Origin of the sequence: Streptomyces meridianus (assembly GCF_023703325.1) — a bacterium.
GTDB classification, from domain to species: Bacteria; Actinomycetota; Actinomycetes; order Streptomycetales; family Streptomycetaceae; genus Streptomyces; species Streptomyces meridianus.
In genome coordinates this window covers 1-24,976 of record NZ_JAMQGM010000017.1, presented here as the reverse complement: position 1 = coordinate 24,976, position 24,976 = coordinate 1, and the positions used below count along the sequence as shown (strand labels likewise).

The window sequence follows — 24,976 nt, the reverse complement described above, 5'->3', positions numbered from 1 at the left end:
CACCTGTACGAGTGATGGACCCCTGTGCGCGCGGACCCGGTAGGCTCGGTCGACCGGCGACGCTGCCGTGACGATGAATCGATCATGAACATTGGCCATCGGGTCGGCGCAGGATTCACCACGGCCCCCTTGGCCCTGGAAGATGCTGTCGAGCGCCTTCACGAGGCGCCGGTGGTTCCGGTGAACGAAGTTGGGGAGTGAAACGGGATGACGGCCGGCAACAACGGCGCGAGCCCCGAGAACGACGATCCGTTCGGCTATCTGTACCGCTCCGAGGGCGGCGACGGCGGAGCGGAGGCGAACACCGGCGCGGCGCCTCGTGCGGGCGGTTACGGCTACCCCGGCACGGCCCCGCAGCCCGGGGTTCCGCGCACCTCCTACAACCAGGTCAAGCGGGTCGGGGAGCGCCAGTACGGTCAGCAGGCGCAGCAGCCCCAGGGCTACGGCGGTTCCGGTTACGACCGGACGAGCCCCAACCCCCACTACGCCGCCCCCGAGACACTGCCGGGCGGGGCTCCCTCCGAAGGCGTCAACCCCGGCGGGCGCGCCGCGGTGCGCCAGGCGTCCCGCGGCCCCAACAACAAGGGACTGCTGATCGGCGCCATCGCGGTGGTCGGGGCCGTGGTCATCGGCATCGGCGTGGCGATGGCGTCCAACGGGAACGACGACGGGCGGGAGCCGGGGAAGGACGACGCTGCGGCTGCCGTGGCGGACTCCGGCGACGGCGGTCGGGACCAGGAGGGCTCCCGCGAGCGGAAGCGTCCCGACAAGCCGTTTGCGACGGGCAAGAAGGACGCGGTCGGTCTGCGGCTGGACGGCGGTGCCACCCCGGCGCGCGACGTCCCCAACGCGACGTCCGGCAGCGGTGCCTACGTCGGCGGCATGCAGCAGCCGGGGGCGACGGCCTCGTGGAGCGTGGACGTGCCCAAGAAGGGGCTGTACACGCTGTTCGTCGGCTACGGGGTCCCCGGCCAGGACGCCAACGCGACGCTCGTCGTCAACGGCAAGCCGCGTACCGAGCCGCTGCCGCTGAAGAACTACGCGAACGCCAAGCCCGGGGAGTGGGACAAGGGCTGGACCCGCACGTTCGCCTGGATCGAACTCAACGAGGGCACCAACGCCATCCAGGTGTCCTGTGCGCAGGGCAACCAGTGCAACTTCAACCTCGACTGGGTGCGGCTGAAGAGCGGTCAGGTCAAGAAGTAGCCCCGAGGCGGCCGGGCAGCGCCCCCGGGAGCCGCACGGCTCGCGCCGAGCAAGAAGTCCCGGCATTTTCCCGGGTCTTCGTCGCTGCAGGGGCGGTTCGACGGTCTGTTGTTCACGGTCCGGGCACCACAGAGGCGGCGTCACACCACCGGGGAGGCGCAGGCCCTGACGTCGATCCGCGGCAACAGGTCCTCGTACGCGGACCGGTCGAACTCCCCGGCCGCCGGGGCCAGTACGGTCGCCGCGGACAGGGCGACGGCACGGGCCAGCCGCTGCGGCCAGGCCTGGCCTTCGGCGAGCGCCGAGAGCAGACCCGCCACCGCCGAGTCGCCCGCGCCGGTGGCGTTGCCCCGGATCCGGCGCGGCGGGGCGGCGCGCCAACCGCCGTCAGCGGTGGCCACCAGCATGCCCTCGGCGCCCAGCGACGCCGCAACCGCACGGGCGCCCCGCCGCCGGGCCTCGCGGGCGGCCTGGACGGGCTCGGTGAAGCCGGTGAGCCCCGTCAGTTCGTCCGTGTTCGGCTTGACGAGGTCGGGCCGGGCCGCGATGCCGCGGCGCAGCGGTTCGCCACTGGTGTCGAGCAGGACGGGCACCCCGGCGGACTGCGCGGCGCGCACCAGGGTGGCGTAGCTGCCGACCGGGAGGCCCGGCGGCAGGCTGCCGCACAGTGCCACCGCGGTGGCCTCGCCGAGGCGGGCGCGGAACGTCTCGCAGAACGTGTCCCACTCGGTCCGGGTGACGACCGGCCCGGGTTCGTTGAACTGCGTGGTCCCCCCGTTCCTGGTGTCGGCCACACCGACCGTGCGCCGGGTCTCGCCGGATATCGGCGTGAGGGCGTCCTCCAGGCGTTCCCCGCCGGGCGAGCCGGCGAGCAGTCTGCGCAGCAGGTCGCCGGTGGGGCCGCCGGCGAATCCGGTGACGACGCTGCGATGGCCGAGAGCCGCGAGAACGCGCGCCACGTTGAGTCCCTTGCCGCCGGGGCGCTCGGTCACCTCCGAGACGCGGTGCGAGGCCGACGGCTCGAACCGCGGGACGCGGTAGGTGATGTCGAGGGCGGCATTGAGCGTGACCGTGAGGATCACGTTTTCCCTCCCCGTGGCACGGTCTTCCGTACGAGTGCGCGAGTGATCATGCCATTGCAGCTGCGCGGAGGGCACCCCCGGGAACCACCCGCCTGGCAGAACTCACTGCAGGCGGGAGGGTGTTCGGGCGGGCTGGACGACCCACACGCCCTTGCGCATCACGCCGACCGGGCGGAAGTCCGCGTCCAGGACGACCAGGTCCGCGTCCTTGCCGGGCTCCAGCGAGCCCACCCGGTCCTCCAGGCCGAGCAGTCGCGCCGGGGTGGCCGAGCAGGCCCGTACGGCGTCCGTCACGGAGAAGCCGTCGACGGTGACCGCCCGCCGGAACGCGTCGTCCATGGTGAGGGTGGAGCCGGCGATGGTCCCGCTCTCGAGGAGCCGGGCGACCCCGTTCCGCACCTCGACCTGCATCGGGCCCAGCGGATAGCGGCCGTCGCCCATCCCGGCCGCGCCCATGGCGTCGGTGACGAACGCGACGCGGTCCGGGCCCTTCCGGTGCGCGGCCAAACCCAGGGTGGCGGAGTGCACGTGCACGCCGTCGTCGATGAGTTCGACGGTGATCCGGTCGTCCTCGAGGAGCGCGGCGACCGGCCCGGGGGTGCGGTGGTGCAGCCCCGGCATGGCGTTGAACAGGTGGGTCGCCACGGTGGCGCCGGCATCCACGGCCTCGGCCGTGGTCTCGTACGTCGCGTCGGTGTGGCCGATGGCGGCGATCACCCCGTGTTCGGCGAGGAGCCGCACGGAGTCGAGTCCGCCCGGGAGTTCGGGGGCGAGTGTGACCATCCGCGCGGTGCCGCGGGCGGCGCGCAGGAGCCGTCGGACGTCCGTCGGGTCGGGGTCCCGCAGCAGGGTCGGATCGTGGGCCCCGCAGCGGCTGCCCGCGATGAACGGCCCCTCGAAGTGCAGCCCCGCGAGGTCGCCCTGCTCGACGAGTTCCGCGAGTGCGGCGGCCTGCCGGGACAGGTCGTCCAGGCTTCCGGTGACGGTGGAGGCGACGGTCGTGGTCGTGCCGTGGCGCCGGTGGGCGGCGACCGCCCGCAGCGCCTCCTCGGGGGTGCCCGCGGAGAAGGAGGCGCCGCCCCCGCCGTGGACGTGCATGTCGACGAACCCGGGCACGATCCAGTGGCCGGACAGGTCGAGCGGCTCGGGCGCGTCCGGCACCGCAGCCACACCCCCGTCCGCGGTGACGGACGCGACGACGGCCCCGTCGACGACCAGCCGGCCGCTGTCGACCACGCCGGACGGCAGTACCAGGCGCGCACCGTCGAGAACCATGGGTCCGGACATCAGGTGGTTACCTCCGTGTGATCAGGTCCCGGGCGAGCAGCGACGCACCCAGGCAGCCGGCGCTCTCCCCGAGGGCCGCCGGCACGATGTGGGGAGTGTGCTGGAACGTCAGACGTTCGGCGACCGCGCTGCGCAGCGGGCCGAACAGGGTCTCGCCCGCGGCGGCCAGCCCGCCGCCGACGACGATGCGTTCCGGGTCCAGCAGCGTGACGGCGGTGACCAGGCCGTCGGCGAGGGCGCCGATTGCCTCCGACCAGACGGCGCGGGCCCGTTCGTCGCCCGCGTCGACCGCCCGGGCGCAGCCGGCCGCACCGGCCTCCGGGTCACCTCCGGCCGCGGCCCAGCTGCGGGCGACGGCGGAGGCCGAGGCGATCCGCTCCAGACAGCCGCGCCGGCCGCAGCCGCAGACCGGACCGTCGGGGCGTACGACGACATGGCCGAGCTCGCCCGCCTGCCCGTGCGCGCCGGCGTCGATGCGGCCGCCGGTGCCGAGGGCCGCCGCGATGCCGGTGCCCAGGGCGACGAACAGGAAGCGGTCACAGCCTGCGCCGGCACCGCTGCGGCCCTCGGCCAGGGCACCGGCACGCACGTCGTGGCCGAGGGCCACGGGGAGGTCCGGGTCGCCGAGCCGCTCGGCGAGCAGCCGGCGCAGCGGCACGTCCCGCCAGCCGAGGTTGGCGGACCAGCGGGCGATGCCGCGTTCGTCGTCGACGACGCCGGGCACCGCGATCCCGGCCGCCGCGGGGGGTTCGCCGAGCCGGTGCCGTCCGACGTCCCGGAGGTCCGCGGCGAAGTCGAGGACGGAGGCGACCACGGCTTCGGGTCCGTCCTCGCCGCGTGTCGGCCGGTGCGCCTCGTGCAGCACGCTGCCGTCCGTGCCGACGAGCGCCGCCTTCATGCCGGTTCCGCCCACATCGAGGGCGATGACGTGTCTCACGGGCCCCAGTCTCCCGGCGCGGGGACGAGAGGTCTAGTCCACTGGGCCGTGTGTGCGTCATGGGCCGGACACCCGGCGGCCACCGGCCGGTCGGTGGCCGACCCCGGTGTGGACCTTGTCATCCCGGTACAGCAGACTCGCAGACCTGCCGGGACCCACACGGCCCGGTGCCGAGGAACAACCATGAAAAAGGGGTACGTCAGTGCAGCGGCGGTACTTGGGCCTGGCAGCAGCAGGCGTCGCGACGGTCATGGCGGCCGCACTCTCCGGGTGCGGCGACACAGCGGCCACCGGCGATGTCACGCTGCGGCTCGTCGCGGCGGACTACGGCAACAGCTCCGAGAACAGCTCCCAGAAGTACTGGGACCGGCTGGCCGCCGACTTCGAGGCCGGGCACTCCGGCATCGACGTGGACGTCAAGGTCTACAACTGGAACGAGGTGGACACCCGCGTCGCCGACATGGTGAAGCACGGGAACCCGCCGGACATGGCGCAGATCGGCGCGTACGCCGACTACGCGGCCCAGGACCGTCTCTACAGCGCCGACGAGCTGCTCTCCATACCGAACCAGGCGGACTTCATACCCTCACTGGCCGAGGCCGGCGAGGTGCACCGGGTGCAGTACGGCCTGCCGTTCGTCTCCAGCACCCGTGTCCTCTTCTACAACAAGGCGCACTTCGCCAAGGCCGGCATCACGCAGCCGCCCCGCACCTGGGACGAACTGCGCGACACCGCGGTGGCGCTCAAGCGGGCCGGCGTGCCGGTCCCCTACGGGCTGCCGCTCGGCCCCGAGGAACCGCAGGCCGAGGCGCTGAACTGGATCCTCGGGGGAGGCGGCGGCTACACCGACAAGATCGGCACGTACACGATCGACTCGGACGAGAACATCCGCACCTTCCAGTGGCTGCGCGACGAGATGGTGGCCAAGGGCCTGACCAACCCGCACCCCGCGAAGACCGACCGGCGTGACGTCTTCAGCGCCTTCACCCAGGGCAAGGTCGGCATGCTCAACGGGCACCCGACGCTCATGGGCATGGCCGAGAAGAACAATGTGGACTACGGGATGGTGCCGCTGCCCGGCCGGCGGGGCACCTCCCCGGCGACCACCGGTGTCGCCGACTGGATGATGGCCTTCAAGGCGGGCGGCCACCGCGCCGAGGTCGGCAAGTTCCTCGACTTCGTGTACAGCAAGAAGAACGTGCTCGAGTTCGCCGAGCAGTACAACCTGCTGCCGGTGACCAACTCGGCCTCCGAGGCCATGCGCGGGAACCGCAAGAACCGCAGCCTGTGGCCGTTCCTCGAGCAGCTGCCGTCCGCCGAGTTCTACCCCGTCAACAAGCAGTCCTGGGCGCCGGTCGCCAAGAAGCTCAAACTGACGATCGGAAAGACGGTCGAGCAGGGCGGCGACCCGGCGAGCGTGCTCGCCGAACTCCAGCGCGAGGCCGACGCGTCGGAGAACGCGAGCCCGTCATGACGGATCGCGAGACCGGGCCGGCCACGGACGGCGGGGAGCCCGCGGCCGGTGCCGGGCTGAGCGACCGGGACCGGGCCGTGCTCGCGCTCGAACGGCGGTCCTGGCCCGGTCCGGGGGCCAAGGAGCGGGCGGTGCGCGAACAGCTCGGAATGTCGCCCACCCGCTACTACCAGCTGCTCAACGCCCTGCTGGACGATCCGCTGGCGCTGGCGCACGATCCGGTCACCGTCAACCGGCTGCGGCGGCTGCGCGAGACCCGCCGCAGGCGGAGGTAGTCCCCTGGCGGAGGCGGCCCGGCGGCGCCCGCCGGTAGGGTCGGCGCATGGGCAGTGACGCGCACTCCGTGCCGGACTCGCGGACCGACGCCGGCCGCGACGGTCTCGCCGCGCTTCTGGCGCGGCCCGAGGACGCCGTGATCGCGCTGGACTTCGACGGCACCCTCGCCCCGATCGTCGACGACCCCGAGCAGGCAAGGGCCCACCCCGGCGCAGTCCCGGCGCTCGTCCGGCTGGCGCCGCTGGTGCGTTCCGTCGCGGTGCTGACGGGGCGTCCGGCCGAGGTGGCGGTGCGCAGCGGCGGCTTCGCGGGGGTGCCGGGGCTCGGACACCTCGTGGTCCTCGGCCATTACGGTGCCGAACGCTGGGAGGCCGCTACCGGCGAGGTCCGGGCGCCCGCCGCGCCCCCGGGGGTCGCCGCCGCGACGGCCGAACTGCCGGACGTGTTGGCGCGGACGGCCGCCGGGCGGGACACGTACATCGAGGACAAGGGCCGTGCCGTCGCCGTCCACACCCGCCGTGCCGCTGATCCGCAGGGCGCTCTGGACGCGCTGTGGGAGCCGCTGGCGCGGCTCGCGGAACGGAACTCGCTGATCGTGGAGCCGGGGAAGTTCGTGCTGGAGCTCCGCCCGCCCGGGATGGACAAGGGAGCTGCGCTGACCGGGCACGTGCGCGCAGCAGGGGCCGGAGCCGTGCTGTTCGCCGGTGACGACCTCGGGGACCTGGCCGCGTTCGGCGCCGTCGAGGCACTGCGGGCCGAGGGAGTGCCAGGGGTGCGGGTGTGCAGCGCGGCCAGGGGCTCCGCCGGAACCGGAACGCCACCCGAGCTCGCCGCACAGGCAGACCTGTTGGTCGACGGTCCGGACGGTGTCGTCGGCCTGCTGAACGCCCTGGCCGACCGGCTCGGAGCGCCTTGAGCGGTGCCGGGAGCGCGACCCGTCCGCGCGGTCAGCCGCCCAGCGCTTCCAGCTGGTCCTTGAACCAGCGGGCCGGCGGCAGCGCCGTCGCGGCGGTCGCCAGCGCCTTGGAGCGGTCGGTGCGCTCCGCGGCCGGCATCACCAGCGCCTCGTGCAGGGCGTCGGCGGTGCCCGTCACGTCGTACGGATTGACCATGACGGCGTGCTCGCCCAGGTCCTCCGCGGCCCCCGCCTCACGGGACAGCACCAGGGCGCAGCCGTGCTCCGAGACCACCGGGACCTCTTTGGCGACCAGGTTCATGCCGTCCCGGATCGGGTTGACCAGCACCACGTCGGCCAGCCGGTACGCGGCCAGCGAGCGCGCGAAGTCGTCCCGGACGTGCATCTCGACCGGTTGCCAGTCCGGCGTGGCAAAGGCCGCGTTGATCTCCGCGGCGATCCGTTGCACCTCCCCGGTGTACTCCCGGTAGACGGCCAGGTCCTGCCGGGAGGGGTAGGCGAAGGCGACGTGCACGACGCGGCCGTGCCACTCCGGCCGCTCCGCCAGCAGGTGCCGGTAGGCGAGCAGACCCCGGACGATGTTCTTGGACAGTTCGGTCCGGTCCACCCGCACGATCACCTTGCGGTCCGCTCCGCCGATCTGCGCGCGCAGGGTCGCCAGCCGCTCGTCGACGTCCGGACGGTGCGCCCGTTCGCGCAGGAAGTCCGCGTCCGCGCCGAGCCCGTGCACACCGACCCGGGTGGTGCGCGGGTGCCTGCCTCCCGGGGTGTCCGCGGGGGAGCCGGTGCCGCTGTGCCGGAGGACCGGCAGGCCGTCGTCGTCCCCCGGCTCGACGGTGCACCGGCCCGGCAGCGCGGTCCGGCAGCTCTCGGTGAAGGCGGTGGCCCAGCGGTGGGTGAGGAACGCCACCCGGTCCGCACCCAGCATGCCCCCGAGCAGCTGCGCGGCGATGTCGTCGGGCAGCATCGCGAACCAGTCCGCGGGCGCCCAGGGGGTGTGGGAGAAGTGCCCGATGCGCAGATCGGGCCGGCGCTCGCGGAGCAGGCCGGGCACCAGGCACAGGTGGTAGTCCTGCACCAGGACGGCGGCCTCCTCGGCCGCCTCCTCGGCGAGCGCGTCGGCGAATGCCGTGTTGTACGCCTCGTACGACGCCCACTGCCGCCGGAACTCCTGGTCGAAGACCGGTTCGAAGGGCGTCCGGTAGAGCATGTGGTGCACGAACCACAGCACCGAGTTCGCGATGCCGTTGTAGGCGTCGGTGAAGACGTCCTTCGGGATGTCGAGCATGCGCACGCGCTGCCCGCCGGTGTCGGCCGGGTCGAGCCGGCCGGCAGTGCGCCGGACCGCTTCGCGGTCGCCGTCCCCGAGCGCGGCGCACACCCACAGCGCCTCCGCGCCCGAGCCGACGGCCGACAGGCCCGAGACGAGTCCGCCGCCGCCCCGTTTGGCTGCGAGCCCGGCACCGTCCTCGGTCCGGGTGTACGAGACCGGGCCGCGGTTGGAGGCGACCAGGATCCGGGCAGGCTGCTCAGCGACCATGTCGCGAGCCTAGCCCGTCGCGTATGTCCTCAAACGCACGGTGATCACCCGCGCTCGCGTTGCTGCGGGCCGATCCGGGCGCGCGCCGCCGTGGGTCGCCGCACCGGCCGGCTCAGGCCACCTGGTCCCCGCAGCCGCGCTCCCGGCGGGCCGCGTACTCGGCGATCGTGCCCATCGGAGGCCGCTCCAGCGCTGCGATCTCGTGCACGGTGGGGGCGAAACCGCCGTCCGGGGCACGGTCGAACTGGGTCAGCACCGGCCGCACCAGCCGGCTGCCGCCGAGCCGCGCCTGGGCGGTCCGGTAGATGGTCGCCGCCATCCGGCCCAGCGCCTGGTCGTCCTGGTGGCGGTGGTGCCGGACCCCGACGTCGACCTGGGCGAGCGCGTCGAGGCCGACCAGATCGAGCGAGTCGACGAGCATGGCCAGTTCGACGCCGTAGCCGACGGGAAACGGCAGCCGTTCCAGCAGCGAGCGGCGGGCGGCGTACTCGCCACCGAGCGGCTGCACGAAGCCGGCCAGCCGCGGCCAGTGCAGGTTGAGCAGCGGCCGGGCGACGAGCTCGGTGACCCGGCCGCCCCGGGCGGCGCCGCCCGCCGCGGCTGACGCGCCGGCGAGCGGCCGGTCGTACATCGCCTTGACCAGCCGGACGTCCGGATCGGTCAGCAGCGGCCCGACGATGCCGGAGACGAACGAGGCGCGGAAATCCCGGAGGTCGGCGTCGACGAAGCAGACGATCTCGCCGCCGGTCACCAGCAGCGAACGCCACAGCACCTCGCCCTTTCCGGGCAGCGCGGGCAGTCGCGGCAGCACCGTGTCGCGGTGCACCACGCGCGCTCCCGCCTCGGCCGCCACCCGGCCGGTGCCGTCGCGCGAGCCGGAGTCGAGGACCACGAGTTCGTCGACGAGCGGCACGGCGTCGCTCATCAGCTCGCGGCGGATCGTCTCCACGATCGCGCCGACCGTCGCCTCCTCGTCGAGCGCCGGGAGCACCACGCTCACCGTGCCCGCCCGTCCGGCCGCGCGCTTGGCGGTGAGCAGACGGTCCAGGGGCCGCTCGGCGGCGCTCCAGGAGCGCCGCTTCAGCCACTGCTCCACCTCGTCCAGCACTCTGCTCTCCGCCCCTGCCTGGTTTCGTGCTCCCGGACCGCGTGCCGAGGGACGCGGCGTCCGCCCGGGACCGCGCGCCGATGCGCGGTGTCTCGCGGTTCGGACGACTGTCTCAGCACTCCGGGCCTTCGGTTACAGTCTTGAGCAACGCGCAGGAACCCCGCATACCGGGGTCGTCCCCGCGGGACAAAAGCCCGGGCCAGGCCCGGCGCCATACCGCTCATCCAGAGGGGCAGAGGGAACGGCCCGTTGAAGCCCCGGCAACCCTCCGGTCGGTGATCGTCCGACTCGGGAAGGTGCCAATTCCGCCTCGCGGCGAGAGACGTCGCGAGAAAGATGAGGAGAAGGGCTTCCGCCTCCATGGCTGTGCAGACCGCTCAGAACGCTGCAGACTCCACCACCTCCGTCGATCTCGGGCCCGCCGCGGCGCTTTCCTGCCGCGAGTGCGGCGAGCGTTCACCGCTCGGCCCGGTCTTCGCCTGTCAGGCCTGCTTCGGCCCGCTCGAGGTGGCCTACGACCTTCCGGTCGGCGACCCGGAGGGCCTGCGCAAGCGGATCGAGGCCGGACCGAACAGCATCTGGCGGTATGCGCCGCTGCTGCCCGTCCCCGCCGACGTCGCTTCGCAGCCGAACCTCAACCCGGGCTTCACCAAGCTCATCAAGGCCGACAACCTCGCCCGCGAGCTGGGCGTCACCGGCGGCCTCCACGTGAAGGACGACTCGGGCAACCCCACGCACTCGTTCAAGGACCGTGTCGTGGCGATCGCCGTCGAGGCCGCCCGCGCCTTCGGCTTCACCACGCTCTCGTGTTCGTCCACCGGCAACCTGGCCGGCGCGGTGGGCGCCGCGGCGGCCCGCTCCGGCTTCCGGTCCTGTGTGTTCATCCCACACGACCTAGAGGCGGGCAAGGTCGTCATGGCCGCGGTCTACGGCGGTGACCTGGTCGGCATCGAGGGCAACTACGACGACGTGAACCGCTTCTGCTCGGAACTGATCGGCGACCCGGTCGGCGAGGGCTGGGGATTCGTCAACGTCAACCTCCGGCCGTACTACGGCGAGGGCTCGAAGACGCTGGCGTACGAGATCTGCGAACAACTCGGCTGGCGGATCCCGGACAACATCGTGATCCCGATCGCCTCGGGCTCGCAGCTCACCAAGATCGACAAGGGCATCAAGGAGCTGATCGCGCTCGGCCTGGTGGAGGACCGGCCGTACAGGATCTTCGGCGCCCAGGCCGAGGGCTGTTCCCCGGTCTCGCGGGCGTTCAAGGACGGCCACGACGTGGTGCGTCCGGTGAAGCCCGACACCATCGCGAAGTCGCTGGCCATCGGCAACCCGGCCGACGGGCCGTACGTGCTGGACATCTGCCGGCGCACCGGCGGCGCCGTGGAGGACGTGAACGACGAGCAGGTCGTCGACGCGATCAAGCTGCTGGCCCGCACCGAGGGCGTCTTCGCCGAGACGGCGGGCGGCGTGACGGTCGGCGTGCTGAGGAAGCTGATCGAGACCGGCGCGATCGACCCGGCCGAGGACACGGTCGTCCTCAACACCGGCGACGGCCTCAAGACCCTGGACGCGGTGGCGCCCACCACCGGCCCTTCCGCGACCATCCGCCCCAGTCTCGAAGCCTTCCGTGAGGCCGGACTGGCCTGACCGGCGTGCGCGCGCCGCAGCGCCGCCCGGCCCGGGGGCACCCGGCGGGTACGGCGCGGTGGCCGGGCGATTCATCCGGGGCGCGCCGAGTGCGCGTCCGAGAGACCAGCGAGGAGCCAAGCATGAGCGTCAACGTCCGTATCCCGACCATCCTGCGCACCTACACCGGCGGACAGGCCGAGGTCTCCGCCGAGGGAGCCACGCTCGCCGAGGTGCTCGCCGACCTGGAGAAGAACCACCAGGGCATCGGCGCACGGGTGCTGGACGACACCGGGAAGCTGCGCCGGTTCGTGAACGTGTACGTCAACGACGACGACGTCCGGTTCGTCGAGGGCCTCGGGACCCCCACCCCGGACGGCGCCGGCGTCTCGATCATTCCGGCCGTCGCGGGCGGCTGAGGCCCCGACCGCTTCCGGGCCGCCTCCGGGCCGACGGGTGCTGCGCGTGCCCGCCGGCCCGGAGACGGCCGGTTTTTCCGCCCGGTCGCGGGGCCTGCCGTCCGGGAGCTTTCCGGGATTCACAAAGGGAGCGTGGGATTCCGAGCTCTTGATCCGCGGTAGAGTTGGGGCGTCCCACACTGCGGTTGTGCCGAGCGCATATGAGAATGCGAGATTCTGTGCCCGAAGTGTGGATGCGGATTGCCCTTTTCGTCCGCCATGCCCGGGCCGAATCGCCCTGATTGCCCGTCAATTTCGTTAAAGCGACGATCGTTCGCGCCCAGATTTCTCGTCCGATGGACCTGTTGCGGACGGCATCCGTGCAGATACATTCAGCCGCGGTCGACGCGTTCCGGCGCACACCTCCGCTTCGGCAGGGGGTGAGGTCTGACCCGGGTCCGCGAAGTGCGGTCCTGTGCAAGGGCCAGTAATAGGGGAGTTGGGCATGGCTCAGGGCACCGTCAAGTGGTTCAACGCGGAGAAGGGGTACGGCTTCATCGCGGTCGACGGTGGTGCGGACGTCTTCGTGCACTACAGCGCGATTCAGATGGACGGCTACCGCACCCTCGAGGAAGGTCAGCGGGTCGAGTTCGAGATCTCGCAGGGCCAGAAGGGGCCGCAGGCGGACATGGTCCGCGTGGCAGTCTGAAGCGTCGGCTGACCGGATGTCACGAAGGGCCCGCCCCCGCCGGGGTGGGCCCTTCGGTGCGTCCGGGGGACGTCTTCCGATGTCCTGCGCCTGGGGCGGGTCGCTGTCGGCCGGGGTTCGTCCCCGTTTCGTGTCCGTGCGGGCGACGTCGCTCCCACCTGCCGTGATGAGGTCGCCGGCCGGGCCGGCGCCGCCCCGGGTCATGGGTCACGCTTGCACTCGAGGGGGTCGAGTGCTAATCATTGGCATTAGCACTCTGAGGTTGAGAGTGACAGAAGGGCCGGGTCGGTGAGGCCCGCAGGCCGGGCGGGGAAGGGAACCGCTGGGCATGCAGGCCGTCCGTCGCGGGCGCCAGCGCGGTCCGGAGCAATCCTCCCCCAGCCATAGGCCGGGGGGACCCCCGAAGTCCTGGGAGGACCACTTCACATGGCCAAGATCATCGCGTTCGACGAGGAGGCGCGGCGCGGCCTCGAGCGCGGGATGAACCAGCTCGCCGACGCCGTCAAGGTGACCCTCGGCCCCAAGGGCCGGAACGTCGTCCTCGAGAAGAAGTGGGGCGCCCCCACGATCACCAACGATGGTGTGTCCATCGCCAAGGAGATCGAGCTCGAGGACTCGTACGAGAAGATCGGCGCCGAGCTGGTCAAGGAAGTCGCCAAGAAGACGGACGACGTCGCCGGTGACGGCACGACGACCGCGACCGTCCTGGCCCAGGCGCTGGTCCGCGAGGGTCTGCGCAACGTGGCGGCCGGCGCCAACCCGATGGCTCTCAAGCGCGGCATCGAGAAGGCCGTCGAGGCCGTCTCCGCCCAGCTGCTCGAGCAGGCCAAGGACGTGGAGACCAAGGAGCAGATCGCTTCCACGGCCTCCATCTCCGCCGCCGACCCGCAGATCGGCGAGCTCATCGCCGAGGCGATGGACAAGGTCGGCAAGGAAGGCGTCATCACCGTCGAGGAGTCGCAGACCTTCGGGCTCGAGCTCGAGCTCACCGAGGGCATGCGCTTCGACAAGGGCTACATCTCGCCGTACTTCGCGACCGACATGGAGCGTATGGAGGCGTCGCTCGACGACCCGTACATCCTGATCGTCAACTCGAAGATCACGAACGTCAAGGACCTGCTCCCGCTCCTCGAGAAGGTCATGCAGTCGGGCAAGCCGCTGCTGATCATCGCCGAGGACATCGAGGGCGAGGCGCTGGCGACCCTGGTCGTCAACAAGATCCGCGGCACCTTCAAGTCCGTCGCCGTCAAGGCCCCGGGCTTCGGCGACCGTCGCAAGGCCATGCTCGGAGACATCGCCATCCTCACCGGTGGCACCGTGATCTCCGAGGAGGTCGGCCTCAAGCTCGAGAACGCCGGCGTCGACCTGCTCGGCCGCGCCCGCAAGGTCACCGTCACCAAGGACGAGACCACCATCGTGGACGGCGCCGGTGACGCCGACCAGGTGCAGGGCCGCGTGAACCAGATCCGCGCCGAGATCGAGAACTCGGACTCGGACTACGACCGCGAGAAGCTCCAGGAGCGCCTCGCGAAGCTGGCCGGCGGCGTGGCCGTCATCAAGGCCGGCGCCGCGACCGAGGTCGAGCTCAAGGAGCGCAAGCACCGCATCGAGGACGCGGTGCGCAACGCCAAGGCCGCCGTCGAGGAGGGCATCGTCGCCGGTGGTGGCGTGGCCCTGCTGCAGACCGTCTCCGTGTTCGAGAAGCTCGACCTCGAGGGCGACGAGGCCACCGGTGCGCAGGCCGTCAAGCTGGCGCTCGAGGCCCCGCTGAAGCAGATCGCGGTCAACGCCGGCCTCGAGGGCGGCGTCGTCGTGGAGAAGGTGCGCAACCTGACCCCGGGTCACGGTCTCAACGCCGCGACCGGCGAGTACGTCGACCTGGTCGCCGAGGGCATCATCGACCCGGCCAAGGTCACGCGCTCCGCGCTGCAGAACGCCGCCTCCATCGCGGCGCTCTTCCTCACCACCGAGGCCGTCATCGCCGACAAGCCGGAGAAGGCCGCCGCGGCTGCTCCGGGCGGCATGCCGGGCGGTGACATGGACTTCTGATCCGGCAACGGATCGGCTGTTCCAGTCGTACCGACCGAGGGCGGCACCTTCCTGGCGGAGGTGCCGCCCTCGGGCGTCGTGCCCCACGTTCGGCGTGAGGACTCTTCTGTCGCATGCCTGGAGAAGCAGATGACGCGCTTGTACAGGACGCCGCGGAGGTACTGGGCACGGCGACGATCAAGGCAACCGTCCACGGCGTTCTCACGGAACTCGTCGCTGCCGCCAGGCGCCGCCATTTCGTCGAGCTGCTGGACGAGGGAGCCCTGGATGATCTTGCGGACCCAGACGTGCCGGCCGAAGCGTGGCGGTAGCCGCACCCGTGCTGCGACCGTGTCCTCCCTGTCCGTTCGCTCGTGGGAGTGGTCCTTCCCGTGAACCATCTGAGTACGCTGGACCGGTCGGCGAGGATCCGGCTCATGGGAGCAGTGATGAGTGTCGAGCCCGAGTACGAGTGGCCGCGCCCACCGGTGGGCGGATACACCGCCGATGACCTGGACAGGCTGCCGAATCTGCCTCCCCATACGGAGCTGATCGACGGGAGCCTTGTCTTCGTGAGCCCGCAGGCCCTGTTCCATATGCGCGCCATGCGCGTGCTCGAGAACCACTTGCTTCAGGCCGCGCCGCCGGAACTGGAGGTCGTCCGTGAGATGACTGTCACCTTGGGGCCGCGCAATCGCCCGGAGCCCGATCTCATGATGGTGCGCGCTGAGGCCTTTGCCGGTCTGCGGCAGACGAGCTTCCGGCCGGACGACGTCCTCCTGGTGATCGAGGTGGTCTCACCGGATTCCGAGGACCGCGACAGGGATGCCAAACCGCGGAAGTATGCCGCCGCGGGCATTCCGCACTTCTGGCGTGTGGAGAACGACAGCGACAGGCCTGTCGTTTACCAGTTCGAGTTGGAGCCCGCCACAGGGACATACGCGGTGACGGGCATCCACCACGACAAGTTCAGGACTACCGTGCCGTTCCCCGTCGAGATCGACCTCACGGCGATCTGTCTCAGCTCCTGACGGAAGTTGCGCGCAGCATCACCGGCGCCGCGTCACATGGGCACGGGCGCGATGACGGCGAAGGGCGCGCCCTGCGGGTCGGTGACCAGCGCCATCCGGCCGGCGACCATCGTGAACGGGGCCCGGATCACCGAACCGCCCAGCGAGGTCAGCTTGGCCACGGATGCGTCGACGTCCTCGACGGCGAAGTACACCATCCAGTGCGAGGGGGTGCCCGCGGGCACGTTCTCGTCCAGCTTCCGGGAGCCGCCGACGGTCCGGCCGTTGACCTTGAGGGCGGAGTAGCCCTCCGCCCCCTCCGCCTCCATCGGTTCGGTGTCGATGCCGAAGACCTCCGAGTAGAACGCGGAGGCCGCGTCCGGATCACCGGTGTTCAGCTCGTTCCAGATCAGTGCGCCGGGCTGGTTCACCGTCCCCGCACCGATGAACTTCTTCGGCTCCCAGGCGCCGAACACCGCGCCGGAGGGGTCGGCGGCCACGAGCATCCGCCCGTGCTCCATCACGTCCATCGCGCTCACGAGCACGTTCCCGCCGTTGCGGGTGACGGCCTCCTCTGTGGCATTCGCGTCGGCCGTGCACAGGTACGTCGTCCAGACGGTCGGCGGCTCGGGCTGGCCGGTCATCCCCTGCGAGGACATGATCCCGGCCACCGGGTGCCCCTCGGACATGCAGACCGAGTAGCCGCCGGCCTCCGGCGGCCCGATCTCGCCCGACCAGCCGAAGAGCGAACCGTAGAAGTCGAGGGCGGCCTGCTGGTCGGGCACGACGAGGTCGATCCAGCACGGGGTGCCGGGCTGGTAGGGCACGGTGACGTGGGACATCGGGGCCTCCTGGTCGGGTCGGTCTGCACGCTCGCCGGGGCCGATGGGTTCCCGCCGGGCACACGTCCGAAACGACGGCGCCCGGCCCGCCGGGGACATGGCGGGCCGGGCGCGGTGCAGGCCGGTGAGGCAGACGGCGGTCAGCCCGCCGGTGTGGCTGCCCCGGCCGGTTCGGCCGGCGTCTCGTGGACGAGGGCAGCGGCCGGGTCCGCGACGGCGCCGCCGCCCGACGCCTCCTGCGGCGCGCGGTTCAGGTCGGTCAGCATCTGCTTGCCGAACCCGAAGAAGTACGTGGCGAGGAAGCCCGTCACATAGCCGGCGAGCAGCCCGGCCGCGTAGATCGCGACCACCGTGCCGAGCGGCTTGTTGCCGTCGAGCAGCGGGAAGAGGGCCCAGCCGGACGGGCCGATCGCCGTGGAGCCCACCGAGTCGCCCAGCTGGTTGAGCAGACCGACGAACCCGCCGCCGAACGCGCCGCCCACGCAGGCGGTGACGAACGGCCGGCCGAGCGGCAGGGAGACACCGTAGATGAGCGGCTCGCCGACACCGAGCAGACCGGCCGGGAGGGCCGAGCGGATCGTCTTGCGGATCGAGGCGTTGCGGCGCAGGCGGAAGTACACGGCGATCGCCGCACCGACCTGGCCGGCGCCCGCCATCGCGAGGATCGGCAGCAGCACGGTGTACTGCTGTTGCTCGATCAGGGTGGTGTGGATCGGGATCAGAGCCTGGTGCAGGCCCAGCATCACCAGCGGCAGGAACAGGCCGCCGAGGACGAACCCGGCCGGCGCGCCGCCCGCGGAGAGCAGCCAGTCGGCGCCGGTGCCGATCGCCGTCGACACCTCACCCGCGACGAACATCAGGCCGAACAGCGTGACCAGGCCGGTGACCAGCACGGTGATCGTCGGCGTGATCAGGACGTCCAGCGCCTCCGGGATCCAGCGCCGGCACCACTTCTCGATCCGGACCGCGAGCAGTGCCGCGCCCAGCGCACCGAGCACCCCGCCCTGGCCGGGCGCGAGCTTCTGGCCGAGCACGTGCACGTTCGACACGCCCGCGAACACGATCACGGCCGCGACCGCGCCGCCCAGCACCGGGGTGCCGCCGAACTCCTTGGCCGTGTTGATGCCGACGAAGACCGCGATCAGGGACATGAATCCGGACGCGATGGCTGCCAGCGCCGGAACGAGCGGGGCGGCCCAGGTGAGGTGCCCGGTGCCGGTGAGGTTGGTCAGCAGGCCGTTGAGGCCCGCCACGATGCCGCAGCCGATCAGGGCCGGGATGAGGGGGACGAAGATGTTCGCGATCCGGCGCAGGAACAACTTCACCGGGGTGGCGTTCCGCTGCTTGCGCTCGGCGCGGATGGCGGCCCCCCGTGCGGCGAGGTCCTCGGCGCTGGTCCCGCCGGTGCCCGCGGCGGGTGCGGAACCGTCAGCGGCGGAGTCGGCGGGCCCGGCGGGACGGCCCTCCGCGACCAGCTGCTCGAACTCCGGGGTGACACGGGCGACGGCACCGGGCCCGAGCACGATCTGGTACGTGTCGTCGTCGACGACGCCCATGACCGCCGGGAGCGCCTTGAGCGGGTCCTCCTGGACGAGCGAGCGGTCGGCCAGCCCGAGTCTGAGCCGGGTCATGCAGTGCGCGACCGACGTGACGTTTCCGGCGCCGCCGACCAGCGGGAGGATCGACGCGGCGATGTCGCGGTGCTTGTTCTCTGCCATGAGTGGTGCCTTGCTGTGCGAACTGGGCGGTTGCGTGGGGATGTGGTGTGAGGGCCCCGGCGCGGAGCCGGGAGAGCAGGGGCGGGGCGGGGGTGCAGGTGCGGCCGGCGGACCGGGTCAGCCCTGCTGCGCGGCGGCCTGCAGCGCGGCCCGCAGATGGCCGTTCGACGCGTCGAGCAGACGGGCAGCCGTGGCCGCGTCCACCTGGCCCACGATGGTGAGGATCGCGTTCTTCACCTCGCCGCCGGTGGCTTCCAGCGCGGTCTCGATCTCCGCGTCGGATGCGCCGGTGGCCAGGGCGACGATGCGCCGGGAGCGGGCCCGCAGCTTCTCGTTGGAGGCGCGCACATCGACCATCAGGTTTCCGTAGGTCTTGCCCAGCCGGATCATCGTGATCGTCGACAGCATGTTGAGTACGAGCTTCTGCGCCGTCCCCGCCTTGAGCCGCGTGGAGCCGGTGATCAGCTCCGGTCCGGTGACGACCTCGATGCCGTGGTCCGCGGCGGCGGCGAGCGCGGAGTCCGCGTTGCAGGACAGCCCGATGGTCAGCGCGCCGAGGGCACGGGCGTGCTCGACGGCGCCGACGGCGTACGGGGTGCGGCCGGAGGCGGAGATGCCGACCACCACGTCGTCCGGGCCGATCCCGATGCCGTCCAGGTCGGCCGCGGCCAGTTCGGCGCTGTCCTCGGCGCCCTCGACGGCGGACACCATCGCCGACGGCCCGCCCGCGATCAGTCCCCGGACCTCCGAGGGGTCGGTGTTGAAGGTGGGAGGGCACTCGCTGGCGTCGAGCACCCCGAGGCGTCCCGCCGTGCCGGCGCCCGCGTAGACGAGCCGTCCGCCCCGGGCCATCCGTTCCGCCGTGGCGTCGATGGCGGCGGCGATCCGGGGCAGCTGTTCGGCGACGGCGCCCGGGACGCTCGTGTCCTCGCCGTTCATGATGCGGGCGATCTCGGCGGTGGGCAGCCGGTCGATGTCGGCGAGCTCGCTGCGGAACGCCTCGGTGGCGAGGGTGTCGAGCTGGGCCCGCAGCCGGCTGTGGTCGGCGGTCGAGGTCATGGGAGGCGGCTCTTTCACTGGTGGGGGGGAGGGCACGGGGTTCAGCTGTGGCGGGGGCTGTGCCGGTGGGCGAGGGCCTGGTAGGAGTCCGAGAGCGCGGGCGCCGCCGACTCGTACGTCCGCTGGGCGACGCCGATGAACAAGCAGTCCACCACGAGGAGCTGGCTGGTCCGGCTCGACATGGCCGCGGGGCGCAGTTCGCTCTCCCGCGCCGTGGAGGTGGTCAGTACGTGGTCGGCGTACTGGGTCACCTCGGCGTCGGGCCTTCCGGTGATCGCGACGGTAGTGGCGCCGCGGTCGAAGGCCGCGCGCAGCGGTTCGATCACGTCGTCGGTGCGCCCGGAGTGGGTGATGGCGATGGCGACGTCCCCGGCCCGCAACTGCACGGCGTTGGTCACGGCCAGGTGGGGGTCGCCGGGGGCGTGCGCGATCAGCCCGATGCGCAGCAGCTTCTGGACGAGGTCCTGGCCGACGAGGTTGGAGGCGCCGATGCCGTACACGTCGATCCTGCGGGCGGTGGCCAGAGCCGCCACGGCCGCGTCGAGCTGGGAGGTGTCGAGCCCGGCCGCGGTGTCGGCCAGGCACTGCTGCTCCTCCTGGGCGAGCTTGGCGACCACCTCGGCGAGCGGGTCGTCGACGGCGATGTCGGCGGTGACGGCCGGAGCGCCGCCGGACTGCTGCTGGGCGGCGAGACCGGCGAGCGCCAGACGCAGATCGCGGTAGCCGGGGTAGCCGAGGACACGGGCGGTGCGGACGACGGTGGCCTCGCTGGTGCCGGTGCGCTCCGCGAGACCGGTGACGGTGAGCGCGGCGCAGCCCGCGGGATCGGCCGCGACGGCCTCGGCGACCCGCTGCATGGACCGGGTCATCGACGGACCGAGCGTGCGGACCTTCGCTGCGAGTGCTGCGGGAGCGGGCGGAGCGTGAGTGAAAGTTTCCTTCAGGTTGCTGCTCACCCATGAAAGGTATTTTCACCCCTGGGGGGAGTCAACCCCGGTGGATCAGGGCTGGACAATGGCCGTATGGAGCTTGAGCAGGCACTGCACGCGGCGCGAGCCCTGGTGATGGCCGACCTGGCGGCGGGGGACGTGGCACGGGCCGATGTCGTCTCCCTCGTCGAGGACGCGGTGGCGCACCGGCGCTGGTGGGTCGAGCAGTGGCCGGAGGGTGCCCCCTTCGTGGCCGGACTCGTCGCGCAGGACGTGCAGGACGCGCTGCTGGAGCGGTACGGCCGCTGGCCGCTGTGTCCCGTCTGCACGGACAGCGGGGATCCGCACGCCCTGGACGTCGAGCCGGAGCTGGGCCCCGACCCGCACTGGGTGTGCGGCAAGGCCGGGGTCGTCGTGGCACGGGTGGGCGGGCTCGGCGGGCTCGGCGGAGCGGCCGCCGGGTGACGGTGTACATCGACCCGCCGACCTGGCCGGGGCACGGACGGCTGTGGTCGCACCTGATCAGCGACGTGAGTTTCGACGAACTGCACGCCTTCGCGGAGCGCCTGGGCGCACCGCGCCGCGCGTTCGAGCGCGACCACTACGACGTGCCGAGCGAGCGCTACCGGGACGCGGTCGGGCTCGGCGCGGTCGAGGTGGGCAGCAAGGAGCTGCTGCGCCGGCTCACCGACGCCGGTCTGCGCCGCCCGAAGCACCGCTGACCGGCGTCCCGGTAGCGGCAAGCGACGCCGAGGATGCGACCGTGCGGGAAGCGCGGGAGCGGTGCAGCCGCATCGAGGCGAGGGTGGCCGCGACGCCCGCCGCGCTGATCGCCGCGCCCGCCCAGGCCGTCGACGTGAAGCCGAACCCGAGGTCGATGACGATGCCGCCGGCCCACGGGCCACCGGTGTTTCCGAGGTTGAACGCGGCCGTGGTGGTGGCCCCGGCGAGGGTCGGGGCGGCGCCCGCGACGTCGAACATCCGGGCGTTGAGCGCGGGAGCGGTGAAGAACGCCGAGACGCCGACGAGGAACGAGAACACCACCACGGCGACCGGGCTGCGGGCGGTGAGCGCCATCAGCACCAGCAGCACGGTGGACGCGGTGACGCCGCCGAGCATCACCCCGAACAGGTGGGCGTCTGCGAGCCGGCCGCCGAGGGTGGTGCCGATCAGTGCTCCGACCCCGAACAGACCGAGCGCGGTCGGCACCCACTGCGGGGTCAGCCCGGCGACGTCGGTGAGCAGCGGCGCGAGGTAGCTGAAGGTGCAGAAGACCCCGCCGCCCACGAGAGCCGTGGTCACCACCGCCAGCCACACCGCCCGGTCCCGGTAGATGCGCATCTCCTGGCGCAGCCGCGGACCGTCGGTGCCGTCGGCCGTGGGGCTGTCGGCGGTGCGCGGGACCAGCGCGACGACCCCGGCCAAGGCGATGGCGGACGCCGCGCCGACGGCCCAGAACGCGGACCGCCAGCCGAAGTTGGTCCCCAGGAAGGCTCCGGCCGGCACACCGAGGACGTTGGCGATGCTCAGCCCGCCGATCATCACGGCCAGCGCCCGGGCCCGGGCCGTCGCCGGGACCGTCGCGACGGCGACCGCCGCGCCGACGGCCCAGAACCCCGCGCAGGCGAGGGCGCTGACGATCCGGGAGGCGAAGAGCACGGCGTAGGTCGGCGCCAGAGCCCCGGCGACCTGGCCGAGCCCGAAGGCCGCGAGCAGCGCGATCAGGGTGGTGCGGCGGGGCAGCCGCAGGGTGGCGACGGCGAGCAGCGGGGCGCCGACGACCATGCCGATCGCGAAGGCCGAGATCAGCATCCCGGCCTGCGGAATGCTGACGTCCATGTCGCGCGCGATCGACGGCAGCAGTCCGGAGAGCATGAACTCGGAGCTGCCCAGGGCGAAGACCGCGAGGCCCAGGACATGAACGGCTACGGGCATGCGGGTGTGCTCGGCACGGGTGGGCATGACGGTGTCCAACGCGCCCCGGAGCCCGGGGATTCCCGCGGTCGGTGTCCGGCACGTCACGCCCGGCGGCCGGGTGCGGCTGCCGGGCGGACCGGCCGGAGTGCGCGCCGCGATGCCGGGCGTAACGTCCGGACAGCTCGCCCCGGGCCGGAGCACAGCCGGAGATCGCACCGCCCTGCGTGCCGGGCGGGACGTCCCGGCCCCGAGCCCGGCCCACACCGGATGCGCCGCGTACGTCCTGCCGCACGGCTGCCGGCGCCCGGGTACCGGACGGGCCCCCGCCGTTCCGTGCGCGGGGTGCCCGGCGGCCTCGCGGGCCGCACACCGGTCCGTTTCCCCGGGTACTGCCCGGTGCCGTGGCGGCGGACGGCCCCGGCGGACCGGGTCGCCGGCGACCGGGGCTCAGGACCCCAGCAACTCCAGTTCGGTGGCCACGTTGTGCCGGGCGGCTCGCTCCCAGCGGTCACGGCCCGCAGGCGTCCGGAACAGCCGGGGGAGCCCCAGCAGGTGCCGCAGCACCGCGGCCCGGCCCTCGCGGAAGGCGTCGTCGGGGACGAAGCCGTACTCCTGGCGCACGGCAGCCGCGTAGCCGGCGTAGTCCTGCGGGGTGCCGGCGAGCACGGCGAGGTCCGCGTCGCACAGCACCTCGCCGTTGCGGTCGCCCGGCTGCGGGTCGTGGGTGACCGTGAGCCGGACGAGCCGCGCCACCTCGGCGACGGCGCCGGCAGCCACCCCCGCTTCGGGCAGGGCCCGCTCCGCGAGCCGGGCGCTGCGCTCCTCGTTGGTGGACCGCTCCGGCAGGTACACGGCGTCGTGGAACCAGGCTGCGAGGCGGACGAGGTCCGCATCGGCGGCGTGCGCAGCGAGCTCGTCGACCCGGTCGAGGACGGCGATCAGGTGGTCGGTGGTGTGGTAGCGCCGCTGGGGTTCGGCCCAGCGGGCGAGCAGGTCCTCGCCGTAGCGGTGCGGCTCGGGGGCTTCGGGATCCGGTTCGGCCAGGGCGCCCAGCGTCCGCGTCCAGCGGGCGAGCAGGGTGTCGTGGGCGGGGTGGCGGTCGGGGTTCGCTGCGGGCATGGGCCCATTGTCGTCCGCCCGGGTGTGCTGATGACGCCCCGCCGCAGTGATCGGCTGTGGCAGGGTGGAGCCATGGCCGGACCACTGCTCGAAGTGATCGCGCTCGGGCCCGAGGACGCGGTGGCGGCGTGCGCCGGCGGCGCGGACCGGCTCGAAGTGGTCGCCGGCATGCACGCCGACGGGCTCACTCCCACCCGCGAGACCTTCGCCCGGATCCGTGCGGCCGTCGACGTCCCGCTGCGGGTGATGCTGCGTGCACAGGACGGGTTCGGCGTCGGGGACCCGTACGTCGTCTGCGCCTCCGCGGTGGCACTGCGCGCCGAGGGGGCCGACGAGTTCGTGCTCGGCTTCCTCGACCACCACGGGCACCCCGACCTGGTGGCGACCGAGATGGTGGTCGGTGAGATCGAGGGCTGCGCCTGGACGTTCCACCGGGCCATCGACCACAGCGCCGACCGCCACGAGACCCGTCGGCTGATCGCGGAACTCCCGGGTCTGGACGCCTGTCTGACGGCCGGCTCGCCGCACGGCGTCGGCGACGGCCTGGACGTGCTGCGGGACGAGGCGTCCCGTACGGCCGCCGGCGAACCGGGGTACGAGCCGCGGATCGTGGCCGGCGGCGGGCTGCGCCGGGAGCACGTGGCGGAGCTGCGCGCGGCGGGGATCGACGCGTTCCACATCGGCAGCGCCGCACGTGCGGGCGGATGGGACGAACCGGTGGACGCCGCGGCGGTCCGGCAGTGGCGCGAACTCCTGGACGCCCCTGAGGAGGCGCGATGAGCAGACACGGTGACGCTGTACCGCCGTCCGGCACCGAGGGATACCTCCTGGACAACCGGCAGTCCGAGGCGGGCGAGCGCTTCACGGCGCTGTCCGAGCTGTTCGACCCGTCGACGTTCCGTCACTTCGAACGGCTGGGGGTCGGCCCGGGGTGGCGCTGCTGGGAGGTCGGCGCCGGCGGCACGGGCGTCACGCGGTGGCTCGCCGGGCGCGTGGGCGCGCACGGCCGGGTGCTCGCCACCGACATCGACATCTCCTGGGCCGGGGAGGCGGCGCCGCCCGTCGAACTCCGACGGCACGACGTCGCTGCCGACGCGCCGCCCGCGGAGCGCTTCGACCTGGTGCACGCGCGCCTGGTGCTGGTCCACGTCCGGGACCGGGAGACCGCCCTGCGGAACATGATCGGGACGCTGGAGCGGGGCGGGGTGCTGCTGCTGGAGGACGCCGACCCCGCACTCCAGCCGCTCGTCAGTCCGGACGAGCACGGCCCCGCGCAACGCCTCGCCAACCGGCTGCGGCAGGGTTTCAGGACCCTCCTCGCCGAGCGCGGGGCGGACCTCTCCTACGGGCGGACCCTGCCGCGGCTGCTCCGCGAGGCCGGCCTCGAACAGGTCGCCGCCGACGCCTGGTTTCCCCTCGCCTTGCCGGCCTGCCGGACGCTCGAGGCCGCGACCGTGCGCCAGGTGCGGGGGCGGCTGGTCGCCGCCGGACTGGCCACGGACGCGGAGATCGACGAGCACCTCGCCAATGTCGCGCGCGGTGACATGGACCTCGCCACCGGGCCCATGATCTCGGCCTGGGGCCGTCGGCCCTGAACCGGACCCCCGGCCGACCGTCGTGCACGGGAGCCGGCGGCTGATCGGGACGCGCGGCGCGGGCGGCGGACGCCGGAAGCGGGCCGCTGCCTGCGTGTCCCGCCCGGTGACCGGAAAGGCGTGCTGCTCGCTGGGCCGGCCGTGACGGGCCCGGTCACGGACTCGGGGCACGAACGACGGGCGGCGTCACGGGT

Annotated in this window: 25 protein-coding genes and 1 riboswitch; of the genes, 14 read left to right on the top strand and 11 right to left on the bottom strand. The window is 72.7% G+C overall.

Going from position 1 to position 24,976, the window contains the following annotated elements:
- Positions 1 to 207: 207 nt before the first annotated feature.
- The gene (locus M1E25_RS07785; protein ID WP_251411751.1) at positions 208 to 1,206 is read left to right on the top strand and encodes a carbohydrate-binding protein; all 999 of its coding nucleotides are present in this window, start codon (positions 208 to 210) and stop codon (positions 1,204 to 1,206) included.
- Between the two features lie 140 nt (positions 1,207 to 1,346).
- On the opposite strand, the gene M1E25_RS07780 is transcribed toward M1E25_RS07785, so the two are convergent.
- The 3 genes from M1E25_RS07780 to M1E25_RS07770 all read right to left on the bottom strand — a co-directional run bounded on the left by M1E25_RS07780 (position 1,347) and on the right by M1E25_RS07770 (position 4,512).
- A complete protein-coding gene (locus M1E25_RS07780) occupies positions 1,347 to 2,288 on the bottom strand; it encodes a 1-phosphofructokinase family hexose kinase (RefSeq protein WP_251411750.1) in 942 nt (313 codons plus the stop codon).
- Positions 2,289 to 2,390: 102 nt separating this feature from the next.
- Positions 2,391 to 3,575 carry an N-acetylglucosamine-6-phosphate deacetylase gene (gene nagA, locus M1E25_RS07775; protein ID WP_251411749.1) on the bottom strand — a complete coding sequence of 395 codons (1,185 nt, stop codon included), beginning with the start codon at positions 3,573 to 3,575 and terminating at the stop codon, positions 2,391 to 2,393.
- Between the two features lie 7 nt (positions 3,576 to 3,582).
- Complete coding sequence (locus M1E25_RS07770) at positions 3,583 to 4,512, bottom strand: ROK family protein (RefSeq protein ID WP_251411748.1); 930 nt, start codon at positions 4,510 to 4,512, stop codon at positions 3,583 to 3,585.
- A 202-nt stretch (positions 4,513 to 4,714) separates the two neighbouring features.
- Between M1E25_RS07770 and M1E25_RS07765 the strand changes: the two genes are divergently transcribed.
- The 3 genes from M1E25_RS07765 to otsB are packed head-to-tail and all read left to right on the top strand — an operon-like array spanning position 4,715 to position 7,178.
- Positions 4,715 to 5,986 carry an extracellular solute-binding protein gene (locus M1E25_RS07765; protein ID WP_251411746.1) on the top strand — a complete coding sequence of 424 codons (1,272 nt, stop codon included), beginning with the start codon at positions 4,715 to 4,717 and terminating at the stop codon, positions 5,984 to 5,986.
- Complete coding sequence (locus M1E25_RS07760) at positions 5,983 to 6,261, top strand: DUF3263 domain-containing protein (protein WP_251411744.1); 279 nt, start codon at positions 5,983 to 5,985, stop codon at positions 6,259 to 6,261. The genes M1E25_RS07765 and M1E25_RS07760 overlap by 4 nt, the downstream gene beginning before the upstream one ends.
- Positions 6,262 to 6,308: 47 nt before the next feature.
- Positions 6,309 to 7,178, top strand: a complete 870-nt coding sequence (gene otsB / locus M1E25_RS07755; protein ID WP_251411742.1) for a trehalose-phosphatase — start codon at positions 6,309 to 6,311, stop codon at positions 7,176 to 7,178.
- 31 nt (positions 7,179 to 7,209) lie between these two features.
- On the opposite strand, the gene M1E25_RS07750 is transcribed toward otsB, so the two are convergent.
- Both M1E25_RS07750 and M1E25_RS07745 read right to left on the bottom strand, forming a co-directional pair.
- Positions 7,210 to 8,718 (bottom strand): alpha,alpha-trehalose-phosphate synthase (UDP-forming), encoded by a 1,509-nt coding sequence (locus tag M1E25_RS07750; RefSeq protein WP_251411740.1) that lies wholly within the window; start codon positions 8,716 to 8,718, stop codon positions 7,210 to 7,212.
- Positions 8,719 to 8,830: 112 nt separating this feature from the next.
- A complete protein-coding gene (locus M1E25_RS07745; RefSeq protein WP_251411738.1) occupies positions 8,831 to 9,826 on the bottom strand; it encodes a glucosyl-3-phosphoglycerate synthase in 996 nt (331 codons plus the stop codon).
- Positions 9,827 to 10,043: 217 nt separating this feature from the next.
- A riboswitch (SAM riboswitch) is annotated at positions 10,044 to 10,169 on the top strand.
- Positions 10,170 to 10,186: 17 nt separating this feature from the next.
- Between M1E25_RS07745 and thrC the strand changes: the two genes are divergently transcribed.
- From thrC to M1E25_RS07715, 6 genes are all read left to right on the top strand, one after another.
- Positions 10,187 to 11,479, top strand: a complete 1,293-nt coding sequence (thrC, locus tag M1E25_RS07740; protein WP_251411736.1) for a threonine synthase — start codon at positions 10,187 to 10,189, stop codon at positions 11,477 to 11,479.
- Positions 11,480 to 11,601: 122 nt separating this feature from the next.
- Positions 11,602 to 11,877 carry a MoaD/ThiS family protein gene (locus M1E25_RS07735; protein ID WP_251411734.1) on the top strand — a complete coding sequence of 92 codons (276 nt, stop codon included), beginning with the start codon at positions 11,602 to 11,604 and terminating at the stop codon, positions 11,875 to 11,877.
- A gap of 484 nt (positions 11,878 to 12,361) precedes the next feature.
- A complete protein-coding gene (locus tag M1E25_RS07730) occupies positions 12,362 to 12,565 on the top strand; it encodes a cold-shock protein (RefSeq protein ID WP_037653356.1) in 204 nt (67 codons plus the stop codon).
- A 426-nt stretch (positions 12,566 to 12,991) separates the two neighbouring features.
- Positions 12,992 to 14,614, top strand: a complete 1,623-nt coding sequence (groL, locus tag M1E25_RS07725) for a chaperonin GroEL (RefSeq protein WP_251411732.1) — start codon at positions 12,992 to 12,994, stop codon at positions 14,612 to 14,614.
- A gap of 113 nt (positions 14,615 to 14,727) precedes the next feature.
- Positions 14,728 to 14,925, top strand: coding sequence for a type II toxin-antitoxin system VapB family antitoxin (locus tag M1E25_RS07720; RefSeq protein ID WP_251411730.1), 198 nt, complete (start codon positions 14,728 to 14,730; stop codon positions 14,923 to 14,925).
- A gap of 105 nt (positions 14,926 to 15,030) precedes the next feature.
- A complete protein-coding gene (locus M1E25_RS07715; RefSeq protein ID WP_251411728.1) occupies positions 15,031 to 15,624 on the top strand; it encodes a Uma2 family endonuclease in 594 nt (197 codons plus the stop codon).
- Positions 15,625 to 15,656: 32 nt separating this feature from the next.
- On the opposite strand, the gene M1E25_RS07710 is transcribed toward M1E25_RS07715, so the two are convergent.
- The 4 genes from M1E25_RS07710 to M1E25_RS07695 all read right to left on the bottom strand — a co-directional run bounded on the left by M1E25_RS07710 (position 15,657) and on the right by M1E25_RS07695 (position 20,178).
- The gene (locus tag M1E25_RS07710; RefSeq protein WP_251411726.1) at positions 15,657 to 16,445 is read right to left on the bottom strand and encodes a VOC family protein; all 789 of its coding nucleotides are present in this window, start codon (positions 16,443 to 16,445) and stop codon (positions 15,657 to 15,659) included.
- A 140-nt stretch (positions 16,446 to 16,585) separates the two neighbouring features.
- Positions 16,586 to 18,163 carry a PTS transporter subunit EIIC gene (locus M1E25_RS07705; protein ID WP_251411724.1) on the bottom strand — a complete coding sequence of 526 codons (1,578 nt, stop codon included), beginning with the start codon at positions 18,161 to 18,163 and terminating at the stop codon, positions 16,586 to 16,588.
- Between the two features lie 117 nt (positions 18,164 to 18,280).
- A complete protein-coding gene (gene murQ, locus M1E25_RS07700; protein WP_251411722.1) occupies positions 18,281 to 19,222 on the bottom strand; it encodes an N-acetylmuramic acid 6-phosphate etherase in 942 nt (313 codons plus the stop codon).
- A gap of 41 nt (positions 19,223 to 19,263) precedes the next feature.
- Entirely contained in the window at positions 19,264 to 20,178 is a 915-nt protein-coding gene (locus M1E25_RS07695) for a MurR/RpiR family transcriptional regulator (RefSeq protein ID WP_251411719.1), read from the bottom strand.
- A gap of 66 nt (positions 20,179 to 20,244) precedes the next feature.
- Here M1E25_RS07695 and M1E25_RS07690 point away from each other — a divergent pair, with 66 nt between their 5' ends.
- Positions 20,245 to 20,616, top strand: a complete 372-nt coding sequence (locus M1E25_RS07690) for a DUF8819 family protein (protein ID WP_251411717.1) — start codon at positions 20,245 to 20,247, stop codon at positions 20,614 to 20,616.
- Complete coding sequence (locus tag M1E25_RS07685; protein ID WP_251411714.1) at positions 20,613 to 20,873, top strand: DUF4031 domain-containing protein; 261 nt, start codon at positions 20,613 to 20,615, stop codon at positions 20,871 to 20,873. The genes M1E25_RS07690 and M1E25_RS07685 overlap by 4 nt, the downstream gene beginning before the upstream one ends.
- Here the strand turns inward: M1E25_RS07685 and M1E25_RS07680 are convergent.
- Both M1E25_RS07680 and M1E25_RS07675 read right to left on the bottom strand, forming a co-directional pair.
- Positions 20,836 to 22,086, bottom strand: coding sequence for a Cmx/CmrA family chloramphenicol efflux MFS transporter (locus M1E25_RS07680; RefSeq protein ID WP_251412018.1), 1,251 nt, complete (start codon positions 22,084 to 22,086; stop codon positions 20,836 to 20,838). The two genes, M1E25_RS07685 and M1E25_RS07680, sit on opposite strands and share 38 nt — an antisense overlap.
- Before the next feature lie 429 nt (positions 22,087 to 22,515).
- Positions 22,516 to 23,187: an HD domain-containing protein gene (locus tag M1E25_RS07675; RefSeq protein ID WP_251411711.1), complete on the bottom strand. Its 672-nt coding sequence runs from the start codon at positions 23,185 to 23,187 to the stop codon at positions 22,516 to 22,518.
- A 72-nt stretch (positions 23,188 to 23,259) separates the two neighbouring features.
- On the opposite strand from M1E25_RS07675, the gene M1E25_RS07670 reads away from it, so the two are divergent.
- Positions 23,260 to 23,967, top strand: coding sequence for a copper homeostasis protein CutC (locus tag M1E25_RS07670; RefSeq protein ID WP_251411708.1), 708 nt, complete (start codon positions 23,260 to 23,262; stop codon positions 23,965 to 23,967).
- The gene (locus tag M1E25_RS07665; protein ID WP_251411705.1) at positions 23,964 to 24,782 is read left to right on the top strand and encodes a methyltransferase domain-containing protein; all 819 of its coding nucleotides are present in this window, start codon (positions 23,964 to 23,966) and stop codon (positions 24,780 to 24,782) included. Before M1E25_RS07670 ends, M1E25_RS07665 begins: the two co-directional genes overlap by 4 nt.
- The last annotated feature ends 194 nt before the right edge of the window (positions 24,783 to 24,976 follow it).